Here is a 14,591-nt window from a genome sequence, read left to right as displayed (position 1 = left end):
GCGGTCGGAGTTGTGGTTTGTAGCGAATACCAAAGCCACCCCGTCACCCCGGACTGGTTCCGGGGCCCACGGTTCCGCAAACTTATGTCTCTCGATTACGCGGAACGGTGGATGCCGGAACGAGCCCGGCATGACGGAAGACATGGCTGGGCCAACCGACTTCAACTGTCGGTCCATCCGTCCTACGCGTGCCCGAATACATCACGATAGCGACCAGCGTAACCGCACGCCGGCCAGAGGAGCGAAGACGAATGAATGCAACCCTGTTCCGCGGCGTTCTGGTCGGAGCGCTCGCAGGCCTGTTGTTCGGGTTCGACACCGCGGTGATCGCCGGCACGACCGAAGGCATCCGCACCGCGTTCGGCCTCGATGCGGCGGGGGTCGGCATCACCGTCTCCAGCGCCCTCTGGGGTACGCTTGCCGGCGCGCTGCTCGCGGGCGTGCCGGGTGACCGTTACGGCGCGCGGACCTCGTTGAAGGTCATCGCGCTGATCTACCTGATCTCCGGCATCGGCTGTTTTGCCGCGTGGAACTGGGGTTCGCTGCTCGCCTTTCGCGTGCTGGCCGGGTTCGCAGTGGGCGCATCGTCCGTGCTCGCCCCGGTCTACATCGCCGAGATCGCGCCCGCCGAGAAGCGCGGGATGATGGTCGGCGCGTTCCAGCTCAACATCGTGCTCGGCATCCTCGTCGCCTATCTCAGCAACGCGATCGTGACCGGCATGGAACTGGGCGCGCTCGACTGGCACGTGAAGTTCGGCGTCACCGCGCTACCCGCTTTGCTTCTGCTGGTGATGATGTTCACGATCCCCGACAGTCCGCGCTGGCTCGCCGCACGTGGGCGCGAGGCCGAAGCGGAAGCCGTCCTGCGTTCGCTCGGCGTGGCGGATCCCGCCGCCGACATCGCCAGCTATCGGCAGTCGAACGTCACCGCTGCGGCACGGAAGCCACGTCTCAGCTGGGCACGTCATCGTCGCCCGATCCTGCTCGCCTTCGCGATCGCCTCGTTCAACCAGCTCTCCGGCATCAACGCGATCCTCTATTATCTCAACGACATCTTCGCCGCCGCCGGGTTCGACAGCGTCTCGGCAGACCGCCAGGCGATCGTGATCGGCGCGTGCAACCTGTTCTTCACCGCGCTCGCGCTGACCGTGATCGACAGGATCGGCCGCAAGACGCTGCTGCTGATCGGCGCGGCGGGGCTTACCGTCATGCTCTCGGGCGTCGCATACGTGTTCCTCAGCGGCCAGCATCAGGACATGCTGTTGTGGCTGTTGATCGGCTTCATCGCCTTCTTCGCCTTCTCGCAGGGCGCAGTGATCTGGGTGTATATCAGCGAGATCTTCCCGACCGACGTCCGGTCGCGCGGGCAGAGCCTGGGCTCGTCGACGCACTGGTTCATGGACGCGATCATCGCGATGGCGTTCCCGCTGGTCGCCGCCTATTCGCGCGGCGCACCGTTCATCCTGTTCGCGGCGATGATGGCGCTCCAGTTCGCGGTGGTCCTCGCGTTCTTCCCCGAGACCAAGCGCCGCTCGCTCGAAGCGATCGAGACCGCATTATGAGCCGTGCGCGGCTGCTGATCGCCGGCCTGCTGGCGCTGGCAGCCGCGCCTGCATTAGGCCGAGACGGCGCGCTCGATTCGGGCATGCGCAATCCGCTATTGCCGGGCTATTTCGCCGACCCGTCGATAGTCCGCGACGGCGACGAGTGGTTCATCTTCGCGACGATCGATCCGTGGGGCGCCGACACGCTCGGCCTGTGGCGCTCGCGCAACTTCCGCGACTGGACCTTCGAGACGCCGAACTGGCCGACCAAGGCCGCCGCGACCAGCCCGACGTCGGGCAAGAGCAAGGTCTGGGCACCGTCGGTCGTGAAGGGTCGCGACGGCAAGTTCTGGATGTATGTGTCGATCGGCAACGAAATCTGGGTCGGCAGCGCGGATCATCCCGCCGGACCGTGGCGCGATGCCAATGGCGGCAAGCCGCTGATCCCGCGCAACTTCCGCCCCGGCCTGCACATGATCGATGCCGAGGCGTTCATCGACGATGACGGCCAGGCCTATCTCTACTGGGGATCGGGGCTGAACTGGGTCAACGGCCATTGCTTCGTGGTGAAGCTCAAGCCCGACATGGTGACGTTCGACGGCGAACCCCGCGACGTCACCCCGCCGCATTATTTCGAAGCGCCGTTCATGCTGAAGCGTGGCGGGCGGTATTTCCTCACCTATTCCCTCGGCAACACGACCAAGGATACGTACCAGCTGCGCTATGCGGTCGGCAGCTCGCCGATGGGGCCGTTCCGCGAAGTGTCGGACCAGCCGCTGCTCGCCACCAATGCGAAGAAGCAGATCATCAGTCCCGGCCATCACGCGATCTTCAGTGCGGGCGGCGAGGCTTTCGTGCTCTATCACCGCCAAGCGCTACCGTTCACGCCAGCCGGCGACATGGTGCTGCGCCAGGTCGCGGTCGATCGGCTGACCGTCTCGGGCGACCGGCTCGCGATAGTTCCCACGCATCGCGGCGCAGATGTTCCTGGCACCGCCACGCGGCGATCAGGAGCGAGGCCTGGCCGACTGACCGCGTCGGGCTCGGCTGACGCCGCGCATCCCGCGACAGCCGCGGGCGACGACAATTACGCGACCGGTTGGCGCTCCAACCCCGGCGCGGCGTGGTTGCAGGCTGATCTTGGCACGGTGAAGGCCATTGGCGCGACGACGATCCGCACGGCCTACCCAACCGCGACGGTCCGGTTCAGCGTCGAAGCGTCGCTCAACGGAAAGGTCTGGCGCGAAGTCGCAGCCGAACGCGCGACCAGCGGTTCGCCGATCGCCCTGCCTGCCATCCCCAAGACCCGCTTCGTCCGGCTCGTCTTCCCGCAGGGCGCCGACATCCTCGAATGGAATTCGCCGACCCGATGACCTACCGCCCTCTCCTTGTCGCCCTGCTGGCGACCGCCTCGCCGGTCGCCGCGCAGCGCGCGCCAGTCGCCGTCCCGATCCAGCCGCAGGTCTCCGCCGACCGGCCCGACTGGGAGAACCCCGCGGTCTTCGCGATCGGCAAGGAGCGCGCGCGCGCCACCGGGTTCCCGTTCGAAACGCGCGCCGCCGCGCTCGATGGCACGATGGAACGCTCGACCCGGTTCGTCACGCTCGATGGCCAATGGAAGTTCGCCTTTTCGCCCGACGCCGACAAGGCACCGAAGGATTTCGCCAGCCCCGCCTACGACGTGTCGCAGTGGAGGGAGATCAAGGTCCCCGCCGACTGGCAGGCCGAGGGCTATGACCAGGCACGCTTCAACAACGTCACCTCCCCCTTCCCCGCCAACCGTCCGCTGATCCCGCACGCGACCAACCCGGTCGGCTCGTACCGCCGCGATGTCGAGGTGCCGCGCGACTGGAGGCAAAGCGACGTCATCCTCCACATCGGCGCGGCGGGCTCGGCCTATTACGTCTGGGTCAACGGCCACAAGGTCGGTTATTCGGAAGACAGCAAGCTGCCGTCGGAGTTCGACGTCACCCGCTGGATCAAGCCTGGCCGCAACAGCGTCGCGATCCAGGTCTATCGCTGGTCCGACGGGAGCTATCTCGAGGATCAGGATTTCTGGCGCGTCTCGGGCATCGAGCGCTCGGTCTATCTGATGGCGGCACCCAAAGCCCGGATCGCGGACACGTTCGTCAAGGCGGGTCTCAGCGGCGACTACCGCGACGGCACGCTCGACGTCGCGCTCGACCTGGCGAAAGCAGCGCGTGGCCACACCGTCCGCGCGACCGTGATCGACGGCGACCGCACGCTGCTGACGAAGGCCGCGCCCGCCGCCAACGCAAAGCTGTCGCTCACCAGCACCATCCCCGGCATCCGCCCCTGGACCGCGGAAACGCCCAACCTCTACACGCTGCTCGTCGAACTGCTCGACCGCAGGGGCAACACCGTGCAGGCGACCGCGCGTCGCATCGGTTTCCGCAGCGTGGCGATCAGGAACGGCCTCGTCACGGTCAACGGCAAGCCGATCACGATCCGCGGCGTCAATCGCCACGAGCACGATCCCGAGACCTTCCACGTCATCTCGCTCGCGTCGATGCGCCGCGACATCGAGTTGATGAAACTCAACAACGTCAACGCACTACGTACCTCGCATTACCCTAACGACGAACGCCTCTACGACCTCGCCGACGAATACGGCCTCTACGTGATGGACGAGGCCAATATCGAGAGCCACGCCTATATGTCCGCCGCCAACCGCGGCGGCCGCACGCCGGAGAGCATTCAGATCGGTTACGACCCCGCCTGGGAAGCCGCGCATGTCAGCCGCGTCGTCAACATGGTCGAACGCGACAAGAACCATCCCTCGATCATCTTCTGGTCGCTCGGCAACGAGGCCGGCACCGGTCCCAGCTTCGAAAAGGCCGCCGCCGCCGCGCGCGCGATCGATCCGACCCGGTTGATCTCGTATCTCGGCTACAGCCAGATCAACGATTTCAAGCCGAATGCGTACGCCGACATCTATGCGCCGATGTACGACAGCCCCGCCAGGATGCTCGACTATGCGCAGCATCCCGAATTCAAGCAGCCGATGATCCAGTCGGAGTACGCCCATATGCAGGGCAATTCGGGCGGTAATTTCAAGGAATATTGGGACGCGATCTATGCGCGGCCCGACCGGTTGCAGGGCGGCTTCATCTGGGACTGGGTCGATCAGTCGATGTACCGCTATACCAAGGACGGGCGGCGTTATTGGGGTGATGGCGGCGAATACGGCCCCAACCCCGGCGGTGAGATCGAGTTCGGCGACGGCCTGCTAAACCCCGATCGCACCCCGCATCCACAGCTGTTCGAGGTCCAGAAGGTGTACGCTCCAGTCCAGTTCACCGCGGTCGATGCGGTCGCGGGGCGGTTCACCGTCACCAACCGCGACGATTTCCGTGATTTGTCCGGCTTCGATTTCGACTGGTCGGTGAACGAGAACGGCGTTCCCATCGCGCAAGGCGCCGTACCGACGTTGCATACCGCCGCGCATTCGACCGAGCCGTTCACGCTGCCCTTGCCGAAACTGCCGCCCAAACCAGGCGCGGAGTATCTGGTCACGATCCGCGCTCGCGCGAAGACCGGCACGATCCCGCTGGTGCCGGCGGGCCACGTCGTCGGCTGGGACCAGTTCGCGCTGGTGGCCCCGATCCCGGCGCGCATTACGATACCGCGCGGTCGCACGACCTCGCAGGAAACCGGCGGGATGATCGCGTTGACTGCGGGTAACGCCAGCCTGACGATCGACCGAAGGACCGGCCTGATCGCCAGCTATCGGGTCGGGCGCGACGAGTTGCTGAGCGGCGGCGCGCCGAATTTCGCGCGGGCGCTGACCGACAATGATATCGGCACGCGGGGCGAGGCCGCGAACGCGCCTTGGCTGGCGATGTCTGCCGCGCGCACGGTCGAGTCCGTCAAGACCGAGCGCATCGCTTCGGGTGCGGCGGCGGTCATCGTGCGCTATGTCATGGGCGACGATGCGGTCCGCTTCACCACTCGCTACACGATGCGCGGCGACGGCAGCGTCGATATCGCCGGCGAGTTCACGCCGTTGAAGACGGACCTGTCGGACCCACTCCGGATCGGCTTCCAGTTCGCCGCCCCGAGCCGGTTCAAGACCGTGGAATGGTATGGCCGCGGCCCGCACGAAAACTATGCCGATCGTAAGACCAGCGCGGCGATCGGCCTGTGGCGCGGCGCCATCGCCGATCAGAACCACAATTATATGCGCCCGCAGGAAACCGGCACCAAAAGCGATGTCCGCTCGATGACGCTGGACGGCGATGGCCAGACCGGGCTCAAGCTGGCTGGCGACCATCCACTGTCGATGAATGCGCTCGCATTTCCTTATGAAGATCTCGCGCGCCGCTCGCCCGGAACGCGTAAGAGCACGGATATCGTACCCCACAGCCATGTCACCCTCTTGGTCGATGCGCTGCAATCGGGATTGGGCGGCGATACTACCTGGAACGCACAAGGCCGTCCATTGCCCAAGTACCGTATCCCAATAGCTCCCGTTCGTTTCAGTTTACGATTGGCCCCTGTGTTAAAAGATTGATTGTAGATCGGAAGATATCAGCATTGCTGTAGCTTGACACACAAGTAGACATCCACGGGCCCTGCGCCGACCCTCAACTTCTACCGTTCGCTCATCTCCGCAATAGCATCGCATAAACCCCCAATCTCTGCCCTGAATTTACCCGGTTGAAAGAAACGCGCTAACTTGCTTTCAAGCAGGCGGCGACAGAGATATCCTATCCTGAAGCTGATCTGAGACCTGTTGATTGATTTTGGCCTCCACGTGACGCGATCTACCGGCTAAACCGCAGCGTTAAAAGCGCAGTTCGCGGATCGGGATAGTTTTCATACCAAGCACCAATTGACGGGTTGTAGACTGACGCAACTTGTTTGCTCGTGTTCAGGACGTTGCGGACCGACACCGCCACGTCGATTTGGGGATTCGGCGTCTTCCAAGTGATCGCGCTGTTCACGTAAACCTGACCAGGCGAGCGATCTTGCGGGCGGTTCAGCGCGGAGACGTAATAGGAGGACTGGTAATTGGCGTCCGCCGCCAGCCGCAACGAACCCGCGGCCACCAAGGGCAGTTCGTAGCTCGCGCCACCCGTGACGGTCCATTTCGGCGCATTGGTCAGGCGGTTGCCATCGGCATTCACCCCTGCCCCGCCAGCACCCTTGTAGTCGTCGAACGTCGCATGGAGATAGCCACCGGCGAGCTGCACGCTGAACCGGTCGGTGAGGGTGACGCTGTTCTCGATCTCGACGCCCCAGCTGTTTGCCTTGCCCGCGTTGCCGCGGCGCGATCCCTGATAGACCGGATCGAAGAACGACACCTGCAGGTCCTGGTAATCATTGTAGAACACCGCGATGTTCGAGCGCAGCGCCCGATCGAACAGCGTTGCCTTCAGCCCGGTTTCGTAGGTGCTCACCTTTTCTGGCGCGAATGGCAAAGTCGCGAGATCGAGCCGGGTGGCACGATTGTCGTACCCGCCAGATTTGAACCCCTGCGAATAGCTGGCATATTGCAGCAGCTGCGGGTTCCATTGCGCCTGGAGCGAGGCCTTCGGCGTCAGCGCGCGCCATGTCTCGTCCGCCTGCCCCGCGATCGATTGCGCGGTGGGCACGCGCGCGAGGTTGATGACCTTGTTGTCGAACACGAAATCCTTGTGCTCGATCGTGCCGCGCAGGCCGCCGGTGACGCTGAACACCGACCCGAGGCGATAGGTCGCCTCGCCGAAGATCGCATAGGCATCGGTGGTGGTGACGTTATGCGCACGCAGGCCGGAAATCGCGGCGGTCGGCGACGTGCCGAGGCGGGTGAACCCATCGCGTTCGACGAAGAAGCGCTCATGCAGATAGAACAGCCCGCCGGTAAAGGTCAGTGCGCCGTAATCGCCGTTCAGCTGCACCTCCTGCGTCACGTAGCGATCGTTATAGTGGATCAAATTCTTCTGGATCAGTGCGGACTGGCCGTCATTGTCGTACGACACCGGATCGAGATTGAACCCGCCGACCACAGTGATCGACTTCAGGCTGAGATGCTCGCCGAGCGCGTATTTGACGCGTAGCGACCCCGAGCGGCCGTCGAGATCTTGGAGCGGCTCGACCTCGGAATAGGAGGTACGCTTGTCGAACACGACACCCGGCTGGTTGACCGGAATGTAGCTACGCGAGTCGGAGCGGTCGCGGACTACGTTGGCGGTCAGCAACACGTCGAGAGCGGCATTCGGAGTCCAGCGGAGCTTGCCCCTGAACGAATCGACGTCGATCCGGTTGACGTCGTGGCCGAGCGTCGGATCCTCGGTCACACCGTCGCGACTGTGATGGATATACGAGAAGCTGGCGGCCAACGTATCGCTCAGCGGGCCGCTGACCAGCGCGCGCGCATCGACCTCGTTCTTGCTGCCATAGCCGATCGCGGCCTTGAGGTGCGTTTCCCGGTCCGGATCGCGGGTTATGATCCGCAGCGCGCCCGCACTCGAATTGCGACCGTAGAGCGTGCCTTGGGGCCCCCGCAAAAGTTCGATCCGTTCGAGATCGTTGAACTCCACCATCGAGCCGATCTGCCGCGGGATGTAGACGTCGTCCACATAGACCGCGAGCACCGGCTCCTGGATCGGGTCGCTTTCGCCGACGCCGCGCAACGAGAAGGTCTGCGTGGTGTGGCTGATGGAGGTGCGGGGCACGAACAGATTGGGGACCTGCCCTGCCAGATCACGCACGTCGCGGATGTCGCGATCCTGCGCGAGTTGCCCGCCGAACACGGAGATCGCGATCGGCGTCTTCTGCAGATCGGTCGAGCGGCGTTCGGCCGTAACGATGATCTCGCCGCGATCAGACGTTTCGGCCTTGTCGGACGTATCGACCGGATCCGTGATCGACGGACCGCCCTTCGTCTGCGCGTTCGCGGAACATGCCAATCCAAAAGCGATGGTTGCAACGGATATCTTCAGCAAACGCCGTGTAATACAACCCATCAATGCGACCCCTTATTATGTCGCTAAACTATGGAGTCGATCTGGTATTCGTACGAGTTGCTTTATGTATCCGGTCTCAAACTACCGATTGTTCGTCGATACACATATGTATCATTGCCTGATCTTCAGTAAAATTCCCCGATCCGTGCATTGAGTGCGGTCGACCAGAGCGGACGGACATCCACCTTCGCCGGAATGACCCTTGCCGTCGCGAACCGGTCGGCAACCTGTTGCTGCGAGGCGATCGCCGCATCGGTGACGGGCAATATGCGCGGATCGGAACTGCGCTCTCGAAACTGCTGGAGCCAGATCGCTTCGGGCACCCCGGTATCCTTGGCGAGCGCTGTCGCCCAGGCCGCGGGGTTGGCCACCGACCATGCGAAGGTCCGCGCAATCTTGCCGAGATAGTCGCCGATGGCTTCGACGCGGAGCGGGTCCGCAAGCGCTGCGGTTGACGCCGCGACGACGTAATTGCCCGACAACCTCCCCTTGCCGGTGGCGAGCACGCGCGCGCCGCTCGACCGCGCGAGGCTGCCCTGCACGCCGTAGATCACCCATGCATCGAGCCGACCCTGCTGGAACGCGGTCAGCCCGTCAGACGGCGACAGCGCGATCGGCGTCACATCCGCGAACGTCAGCCCGACCTCGTCGAGCAGGCGGAGCAGGATGTAATGCGAGGTGGTCGCGCGGACATAGCCGATCCGCTTGCCGCGAAGCCCGGCCGCATCGCGGATGATCGAGCCGGCCGGCACCAGCACGAGTTGGTTGTTCACGTCGTATTGCTGCACGGCGATCAGCCGGAACAGCGGGTCCGCGGCGGCCGCGAAGATCGGCGGGATCTCGCTCATGCCGCCGAAGTCGATCGCGCCGGCGTTGATCGCCTCGACGATCTGGTTGCCGCCCGCGAACAGCGCCTTGCTCACCTTGTAAGGTGGCGGCGCCTCCCCGGCTTGCGCGAAGAACGAGTCGACCTGGCCCTTGTATGTCGCCACACGCAGCGTGACGTCCTTTAGCGCGGCCGGCGCGGTGCCGCCGCGCCCGCACGCCGAGAGGGCTAGCGCACCACCGATCACGGTGCGGCGGGAAACCAGCGGGCTCAATCGAGCAGGTCCGGTTCTTGCGAGACAATCACGTCCCAATAGGGCTGGAACGCCCACAGCGCACCGACCTCGGTCCCGACCTGCGACGCGGTGTGCCGCGCGACCGCATCGCTCATCGGCCTGGTCGTACCCGCGGCCTCGGCGAGCAGCTGCGCCTGGCACGCATTCTCCATCGCGAGATACCGCCACACCGCCGCTTCGACCGAATGACCGACCGTCAGGATGCCGTGGTTCTGAAGGATCACCGCTTTGCGATGGCCCAGCGTCTGCGCGATCTTCTCGCCCTCGCTCGCATCTAGCACGACGCCGCTATATTCCTCGAACAGCGCGTGATCGTCGTAGAAGGCTGCGGAATCTTGCGTCAGCGGATCGAGCAGGCGACCGAGCGACGACCAGGCCTTGCCGTACAGCGAGTGAGAATGCGCCGCCGCGATCACGTCGGGCCGGGCCTTGTGCAGTTCGGAATGGATCGCGAACGCCGCGCGGTTGAGCCGCGGAGGCACGCGCTTAGGTGGCTCGACGATCTCGCCGGTGTGGCTGACCAGCATCAGGTGCGACACCTTGATCCGGCCGAAATGCACGCCGAACGGGTTGACCCAGAAATGATCAGGCCATTCGGGATCGCGCACGGTGATGTGCCCCGCCCCGCCCATGTCGTAGCCGTTGCGCCCGAACAGGCGGTACGCGGCGGCGAGACGCTGTTTGCGATACAGCCGCTCGACTGCTGGATCGGCATGGACCGGGATCACCGACGACCCGAACTCGGGCAGCAGCGTCTCCACGATTACCGTGTCGTCCGGCTCCTTGCGCCGCAGGGGAAGCGGGTTGGTCATCGTCTGTCTCCTCAATACCCGCGCGCATGATCGACCACGCCGTCGAGCGGCTGCCCGCGGCGGAAGCGATCGAGATTGGCGGCGAAACTCAGCGAAAGATTGCGCCGCGTCTCGGTCGTGTGGACGCTGGTATGCGGCGACAGGCGGACGCGGGGATGCGTGTAGAAGCGATGCCCGGCGGTCAGCGGCTCCGGGTATGTGACGTCGAGCGTCGCGCGCGCGATCCGCCCTTCGTCGAGCGCGGCGAGCAATGCATCGTCGTCGATTAGGATGCCGCGTGCGATGTTGATCAGGTGGAGGTTGGGCTTGGCGAGCGACAGGAGTTTCGCGTCGACCATCCGCTCGGTCTGTGCAGTCGCGGGCGCGGCGAGGACGACGTGGTCGGCCTGCGCAAAGATCGTCGCGGGGTCGGCACGCTCGACACTCGGCGCGAGCGGCAGGTCGGAGCGGCGTGTGGCGATCACCCGCATGCCGAGTGCCTGCGCACGCGGCGCCAGCGCCTCGCCGATCGCCCCGAACCCGATCAGGCCCAGCGTCGTGCCGGCGACCGTCGCGAGCGGCTTGGCCACCCAGTCCTTGCGGTCGCGGATCCAGATGTTGGGTAGGTGTTTCGCCTCGGCCAGGATCGCGGCAAGCGCGAACTCCGCCAGCGCGATCGCCGACGCACCACGCGCGGTCGTGACGACCGGCCCTTCGAACATCCAGTCCGGATAGAAATCGATGCCGACCGAGACGAGCTGGATCCAGCGCAGATCGAACGGCCAGCCCCTGGGTTGCGCCGGGAACGCATCGCCGGGCCGACGAAACGGCGCGGCGATCAGCACTTCGGGGCCATGCGCAAGCCCTGCCGATCCAGGCGCGACGCTGACGATCTCCGCCGCCTGCGTCGAGGCTGCAAAGGCGTCGTTGAAGAGCGCCGGTAGCTGGCTGGCGACCTGCACACGCGTCACGCGCCACGCTCCGCAAACGCCGCGCGGCCGGTGCTGCCGAGCACGACATCGCCCTGTGGCGTATGGATGCGGCCGCACAACACATCGCGCAGATGCCGCTCCAGCGGGTTGTGTCGCGTAAGCCCTGCATTGCCAGCCACTGCGATCGCCTTCTCGACCGCGGCGATCGCGTTCTCGGTGACGAGGTGCTTGACCAGCCCCGCCTCCAACCCGCTCGTCGCACCCGACGTACCGGCATCGAGCAGCAACCGGTTCTGTAACAGCAACCCGTCGATCGCTCCGACGATCTCCTGGAACCGCGGCAAGGTCGACAACGACGCGCCGAGGTTGGTCGGCTTGCGTTCGATCAGCCAGCCGACCAGCCAGTCGCGCGCATTCCGGGCCACGGCGTCATAGATCGCCGATGTCAGTACCGCCGACCAGTTGGCGAACGCGGCGGAATAGGGCGGTTGCTGGCCAACCGGCTTGGGGTCGAGCGCCTGATCGAACGGCACCAGCACATCCTCCAACACGACGTCGTGACTGGCACTCGCGCGCAGTCCGAGATGATCCCAGCTCTCCTCGATCCGGATGCCCGGCGTATGGGCGCGTACCAGCCAGCCGCCGACCAGCGGCTCCGCATCGTCCGAACGCGCCCAGACGACCATCCAGGTCAGCGCGGTCGAGCCGGTCGAGAAGGTCTTCCGCCCATCGAGGCGCCAGCCCTCGGGCGCGCGGCGCGCGACCGTGCCGGGAAGGCCGCCCCGCGCCGGCGTGCCGAGATCGGGCTCCACCCGCAGCGCATTGATCAGGGCACCGTCGCGCAGAGCCTCATCGATCACGCGGACCTTCAGAGCCTCCGAAAAGCCCGATCGGTCATCGAGACCGGCATGAAACAGATACTGCATCGTCAGGACGAGCGCGGTCGCCGGTTCGCCGCGAGCGACCGCTGCGACGACGCGTCGAGCCTCCGCCAGATCCCCGCCACCACCGCCAAGCCGGCGTGGCGCGGTCAGCGCGAGCAGGCCGTGACGCTGTAGCAGCGCGAAGTTCTCGACCGGCAGCGTACCCGCGCGGTCATGCTGCGCCGCGGTTGCAGCGAACGCGGCCGTTACGCCGGGCAGGATCGCGTCCAGATCTAGGGCCGGGGCATGCGGCGCAATCGAAAGCAGTTGTGCACTCATCGCCGATCCAAGCCGATCAGGCCGTAGACAGATCTCACGGCGAGACAATCGACCGAGCACGATGTGCGCCTGCTGTCCTGCGATCCGGGTCGGGTATCGGGATGTACCAACATTGTGCTCCTTCCCGCAGCAAGGAGCACGTCATTTCCCACTAGATCAATGTAGATTGTCTGCTAACGCATATGAGCGTGGCTTCTAGGAACACCGATGGCCGTCAATATCCCCACCGACGTCGTCCGCAGCTTCGTCGCGATCGTCGATGCGGGCTCGATGTTGCGCGCCGCGGATCGCGTGTTCGTCAGCCAGTCCGCGCTCAGCCTGCAGATGAAGCGGCTGGAAGACCTGCTTCAGGTCGCGCTGTTCCGGCGCGAAGGGCGCCGGCTGGTCCTGTCGGTGCAGGGGGAGCGGTTCCTGCCGCATGCGCGCGAACTGCTGAGCGTCAACGACCGTGCGTTGGCGGCGCTTGGCGACGGCAGCCTGGCCGGCCCCGCGCGGATCGGCTTCGTGCAGGATTTCGCGGAGACGCTGTTGTCCGGCGTCTTGTCGGTGTTCGCGTCGAGCAACCCCGACGCCTCGCTCGACGTGCGCGTCGCGGGATCGGCCGAGCTGCTCGATCTGCTCGCGACCGACCGCCTCGATATCGTCCTGTGCATCGGCGAGGACACCGACAAGGCCGCCGTCGCCACCGCCGACATGCACTGGCTCGGCGATCCACGTCTGACCTCCGCCGCCATCCTGCCCTTGGCGGTGCTGCAGAAGCCATGCCGGTTCCGCGATGCCGCGATTGCCGCACTTGAGGCGGCGGGCAGGCCCTACCGGATCGTCCTGGAAACGCCGAGCCTGTCGGCGCTTCGCGCGGCGGTGAGCGGAGGGATCGGCATAACCTGTCGGACCGACGCCTTGATGGGGCTCGATCCGGAAATTCACGACGGGCTGCCCGCGCTGCCCCGCGTCGCCTATGTGTTGCGCGTCAACGACACGCGACATCCGGTACTCGACCGGCTCCACGACGTCGTCCTCCGTTCGATCGTCGAATCCGCCAGCGCCGATTGACGCTCTTCGCGTCGGCAAAGGCTTTCTTTCCCGGTCAACCAACACGTTGAGATTGGTGATTTTTTAGCCCCGTATTTGCAACGCTCATAAGGCTTGCAAGTCATTCTCTATTGAAGCGATGGGAATTGAAGACGCATTGAAGGCGCTCCGGCAAACGAGCGTCCGAAAGGCTGTCCATGACGAAGACGTCCCAACGATCCCCCAGCCGATCATGGCAGAGTAAGCTCCAGCGTAGTCGCTGGGTATCGCCGATCGTCCTGATGCTGGCATGGGAAGCGGCGTCCCGAATCGGCCTGATCCCAACCCGCACGCTGGCGGCGCCTTCGCAGGTGTTGGGGACGCTGTGGTCGATGATTGTGTCGGGCGAATTGCCCGCAAACCTCGCCGTGTCGCTCGGCCGCGCCACCGCCGGGCTGGTGATCGGGGTCAGCCTGGGCATCGTCCTCGCACTGATCGCCGGCCTCACCCGGGAGGGCGAAGCGGCCGTCGACTCGCCCGTGCAGATGCTCCGGACCTTACCCGCACTCGCGCTGTCGCCGCTGTTCATCGTCTGGTTCGGGATCGGCGAGACACCCAAGATCGCGCTGATCGCGTTTGCGACGCTGTTTCCGGTATATCTCAATCTCTATAACGGGATTCGCGGCGTCGACGTCCGGCTGATCGACGCGGGGCGCAGCTTCGGCCTGTCGCGCGCGCAGATCGTCACCGACATCGTCCTGCCCGCGGCACTGCCGCAATTGCTGGTCGGTCTGCGGTACGCCTTCTCGGTCGCGGTGCTGATCCTGGTGGTTGCTGAACAGATCAACGCGTCGGCGGGTCTCGGCTTCCTGATCAACAACGCGCGCGATTTCATGCGGACCGACATCATCGTCGTCTGCCTGCTCGTGTACGCCGGGCTCGGCCTCGCCGCCGACCAGTCCGTGCGCCTGATCGAAGACCGTGCGCTCGCGTGGCGCCCCAAGCTCGTGGAGGCCTGA

The 14,591-nt window shown here is 65.1% G+C and carries 10 protein-coding genes; 5 read left to right on the top strand and 5 right to left on the bottom strand.

From position 1 onward, the window contains the following. Positions 1 to 188 precede the first annotated feature (188 nt). The 3 genes from VH567_RS08590 to VH567_RS08580 are packed head-to-tail and all read left to right on the top strand — an operon-like array spanning position 189 to position 6,078. Complete coding sequence (locus tag VH567_RS08590; protein ID WP_423325097.1) at positions 189 to 1,562, top strand: sugar porter family MFS transporter; 1,374 nt, start codon at positions 189 to 191, stop codon at positions 1,560 to 1,562. After that, complete coding sequence (locus tag VH567_RS08585; protein ID WP_423325095.1) at positions 1,559 to 2,917, top strand: family 43 glycosylhydrolase; 1,359 nt, start codon at positions 1,559 to 1,561, stop codon at positions 2,915 to 2,917. Before VH567_RS08590 ends, VH567_RS08585 begins: the two co-directional genes overlap by 4 nt. Then, entirely contained in the window at positions 2,914 to 6,078 is a 3,165-nt protein-coding gene (locus tag VH567_RS08580) for a glycoside hydrolase family 2 TIM barrel-domain containing protein (protein ID WP_423325093.1), read from the top strand. The genes VH567_RS08585 and VH567_RS08580 overlap by 4 nt, the downstream gene beginning before the upstream one ends. Before the next feature lie 253 nt (positions 6,079 to 6,331). On the opposite strand, the gene VH567_RS08575 is transcribed toward VH567_RS08580, so the two are convergent. From VH567_RS08575 to VH567_RS08555, 5 genes are all read right to left on the bottom strand, one after another. Further along, positions 6,332 to 8,458, bottom strand: a complete 2,127-nt coding sequence (locus VH567_RS08575) for a TonB-dependent receptor (protein WP_423325092.1) — start codon at positions 8,456 to 8,458, stop codon at positions 6,332 to 6,334. A 182-nt stretch (positions 8,459 to 8,640) separates the two neighbouring features. Beyond that, positions 8,641 to 9,615 (bottom strand): ABC transporter substrate-binding protein, encoded by a 975-nt coding sequence (locus VH567_RS08570; RefSeq protein WP_423325090.1) that lies wholly within the window; start codon positions 9,613 to 9,615, stop codon positions 8,641 to 8,643. Next, positions 9,612 to 10,448 carry a class II aldolase/adducin family protein gene (locus tag VH567_RS08565; protein WP_423325088.1) on the bottom strand — a complete coding sequence of 279 codons (837 nt, stop codon included), beginning with the start codon at positions 10,446 to 10,448 and terminating at the stop codon, positions 9,612 to 9,614. The genes VH567_RS08570 and VH567_RS08565 overlap by 4 nt, the downstream gene beginning before the upstream one ends. A gap of 11 nt (positions 10,449 to 10,459) precedes the next feature. Beyond that, positions 10,460 to 11,398, bottom strand: a complete 939-nt coding sequence (locus VH567_RS08560; protein ID WP_423325086.1) for an NAD(P)-dependent oxidoreductase — start codon at positions 11,396 to 11,398, stop codon at positions 10,460 to 10,462. Next, a complete protein-coding gene (locus VH567_RS08555; protein ID WP_423325084.1) occupies positions 11,395 to 12,561 on the bottom strand; it encodes an acyl-CoA dehydrogenase family protein in 1,167 nt (388 codons plus the stop codon). Before VH567_RS08555 ends, VH567_RS08560 begins: the two co-directional genes overlap by 4 nt. Before the next feature lie 207 nt (positions 12,562 to 12,768). On the opposite strand from VH567_RS08555, the gene VH567_RS08550 reads away from it, so the two are divergent. Together VH567_RS08550 and VH567_RS08545 are read left to right on the top strand one after the other, a co-directional pair. Then, the gene (locus tag VH567_RS08550; RefSeq protein ID WP_423325082.1) at positions 12,769 to 13,614 is read left to right on the top strand and encodes a LysR substrate-binding domain-containing protein; all 846 of its coding nucleotides are present in this window, start codon (positions 12,769 to 12,771) and stop codon (positions 13,612 to 13,614) included. Between the two features lie 176 nt (positions 13,615 to 13,790). Beyond that, positions 13,791 to 14,591 (top strand): ABC transporter permease, encoded by an 801-nt coding sequence (locus VH567_RS08545; protein WP_423325080.1) that lies wholly within the window; start codon positions 13,791 to 13,793, stop codon positions 14,589 to 14,591.

Origin of the sequence: Sphingomonas sp. 4RDLI-65 (genome assembly GCF_049472435.1) — a bacterium.
Lineage (GTDB): Bacteria > Pseudomonadota > Alphaproteobacteria > Sphingomonadales > Sphingomonadaceae > Sphingomonas.
Note: the sequence above shows the minus strand (reverse complement) of the source record. Positions and strands in the feature narration are given on the sequence as shown.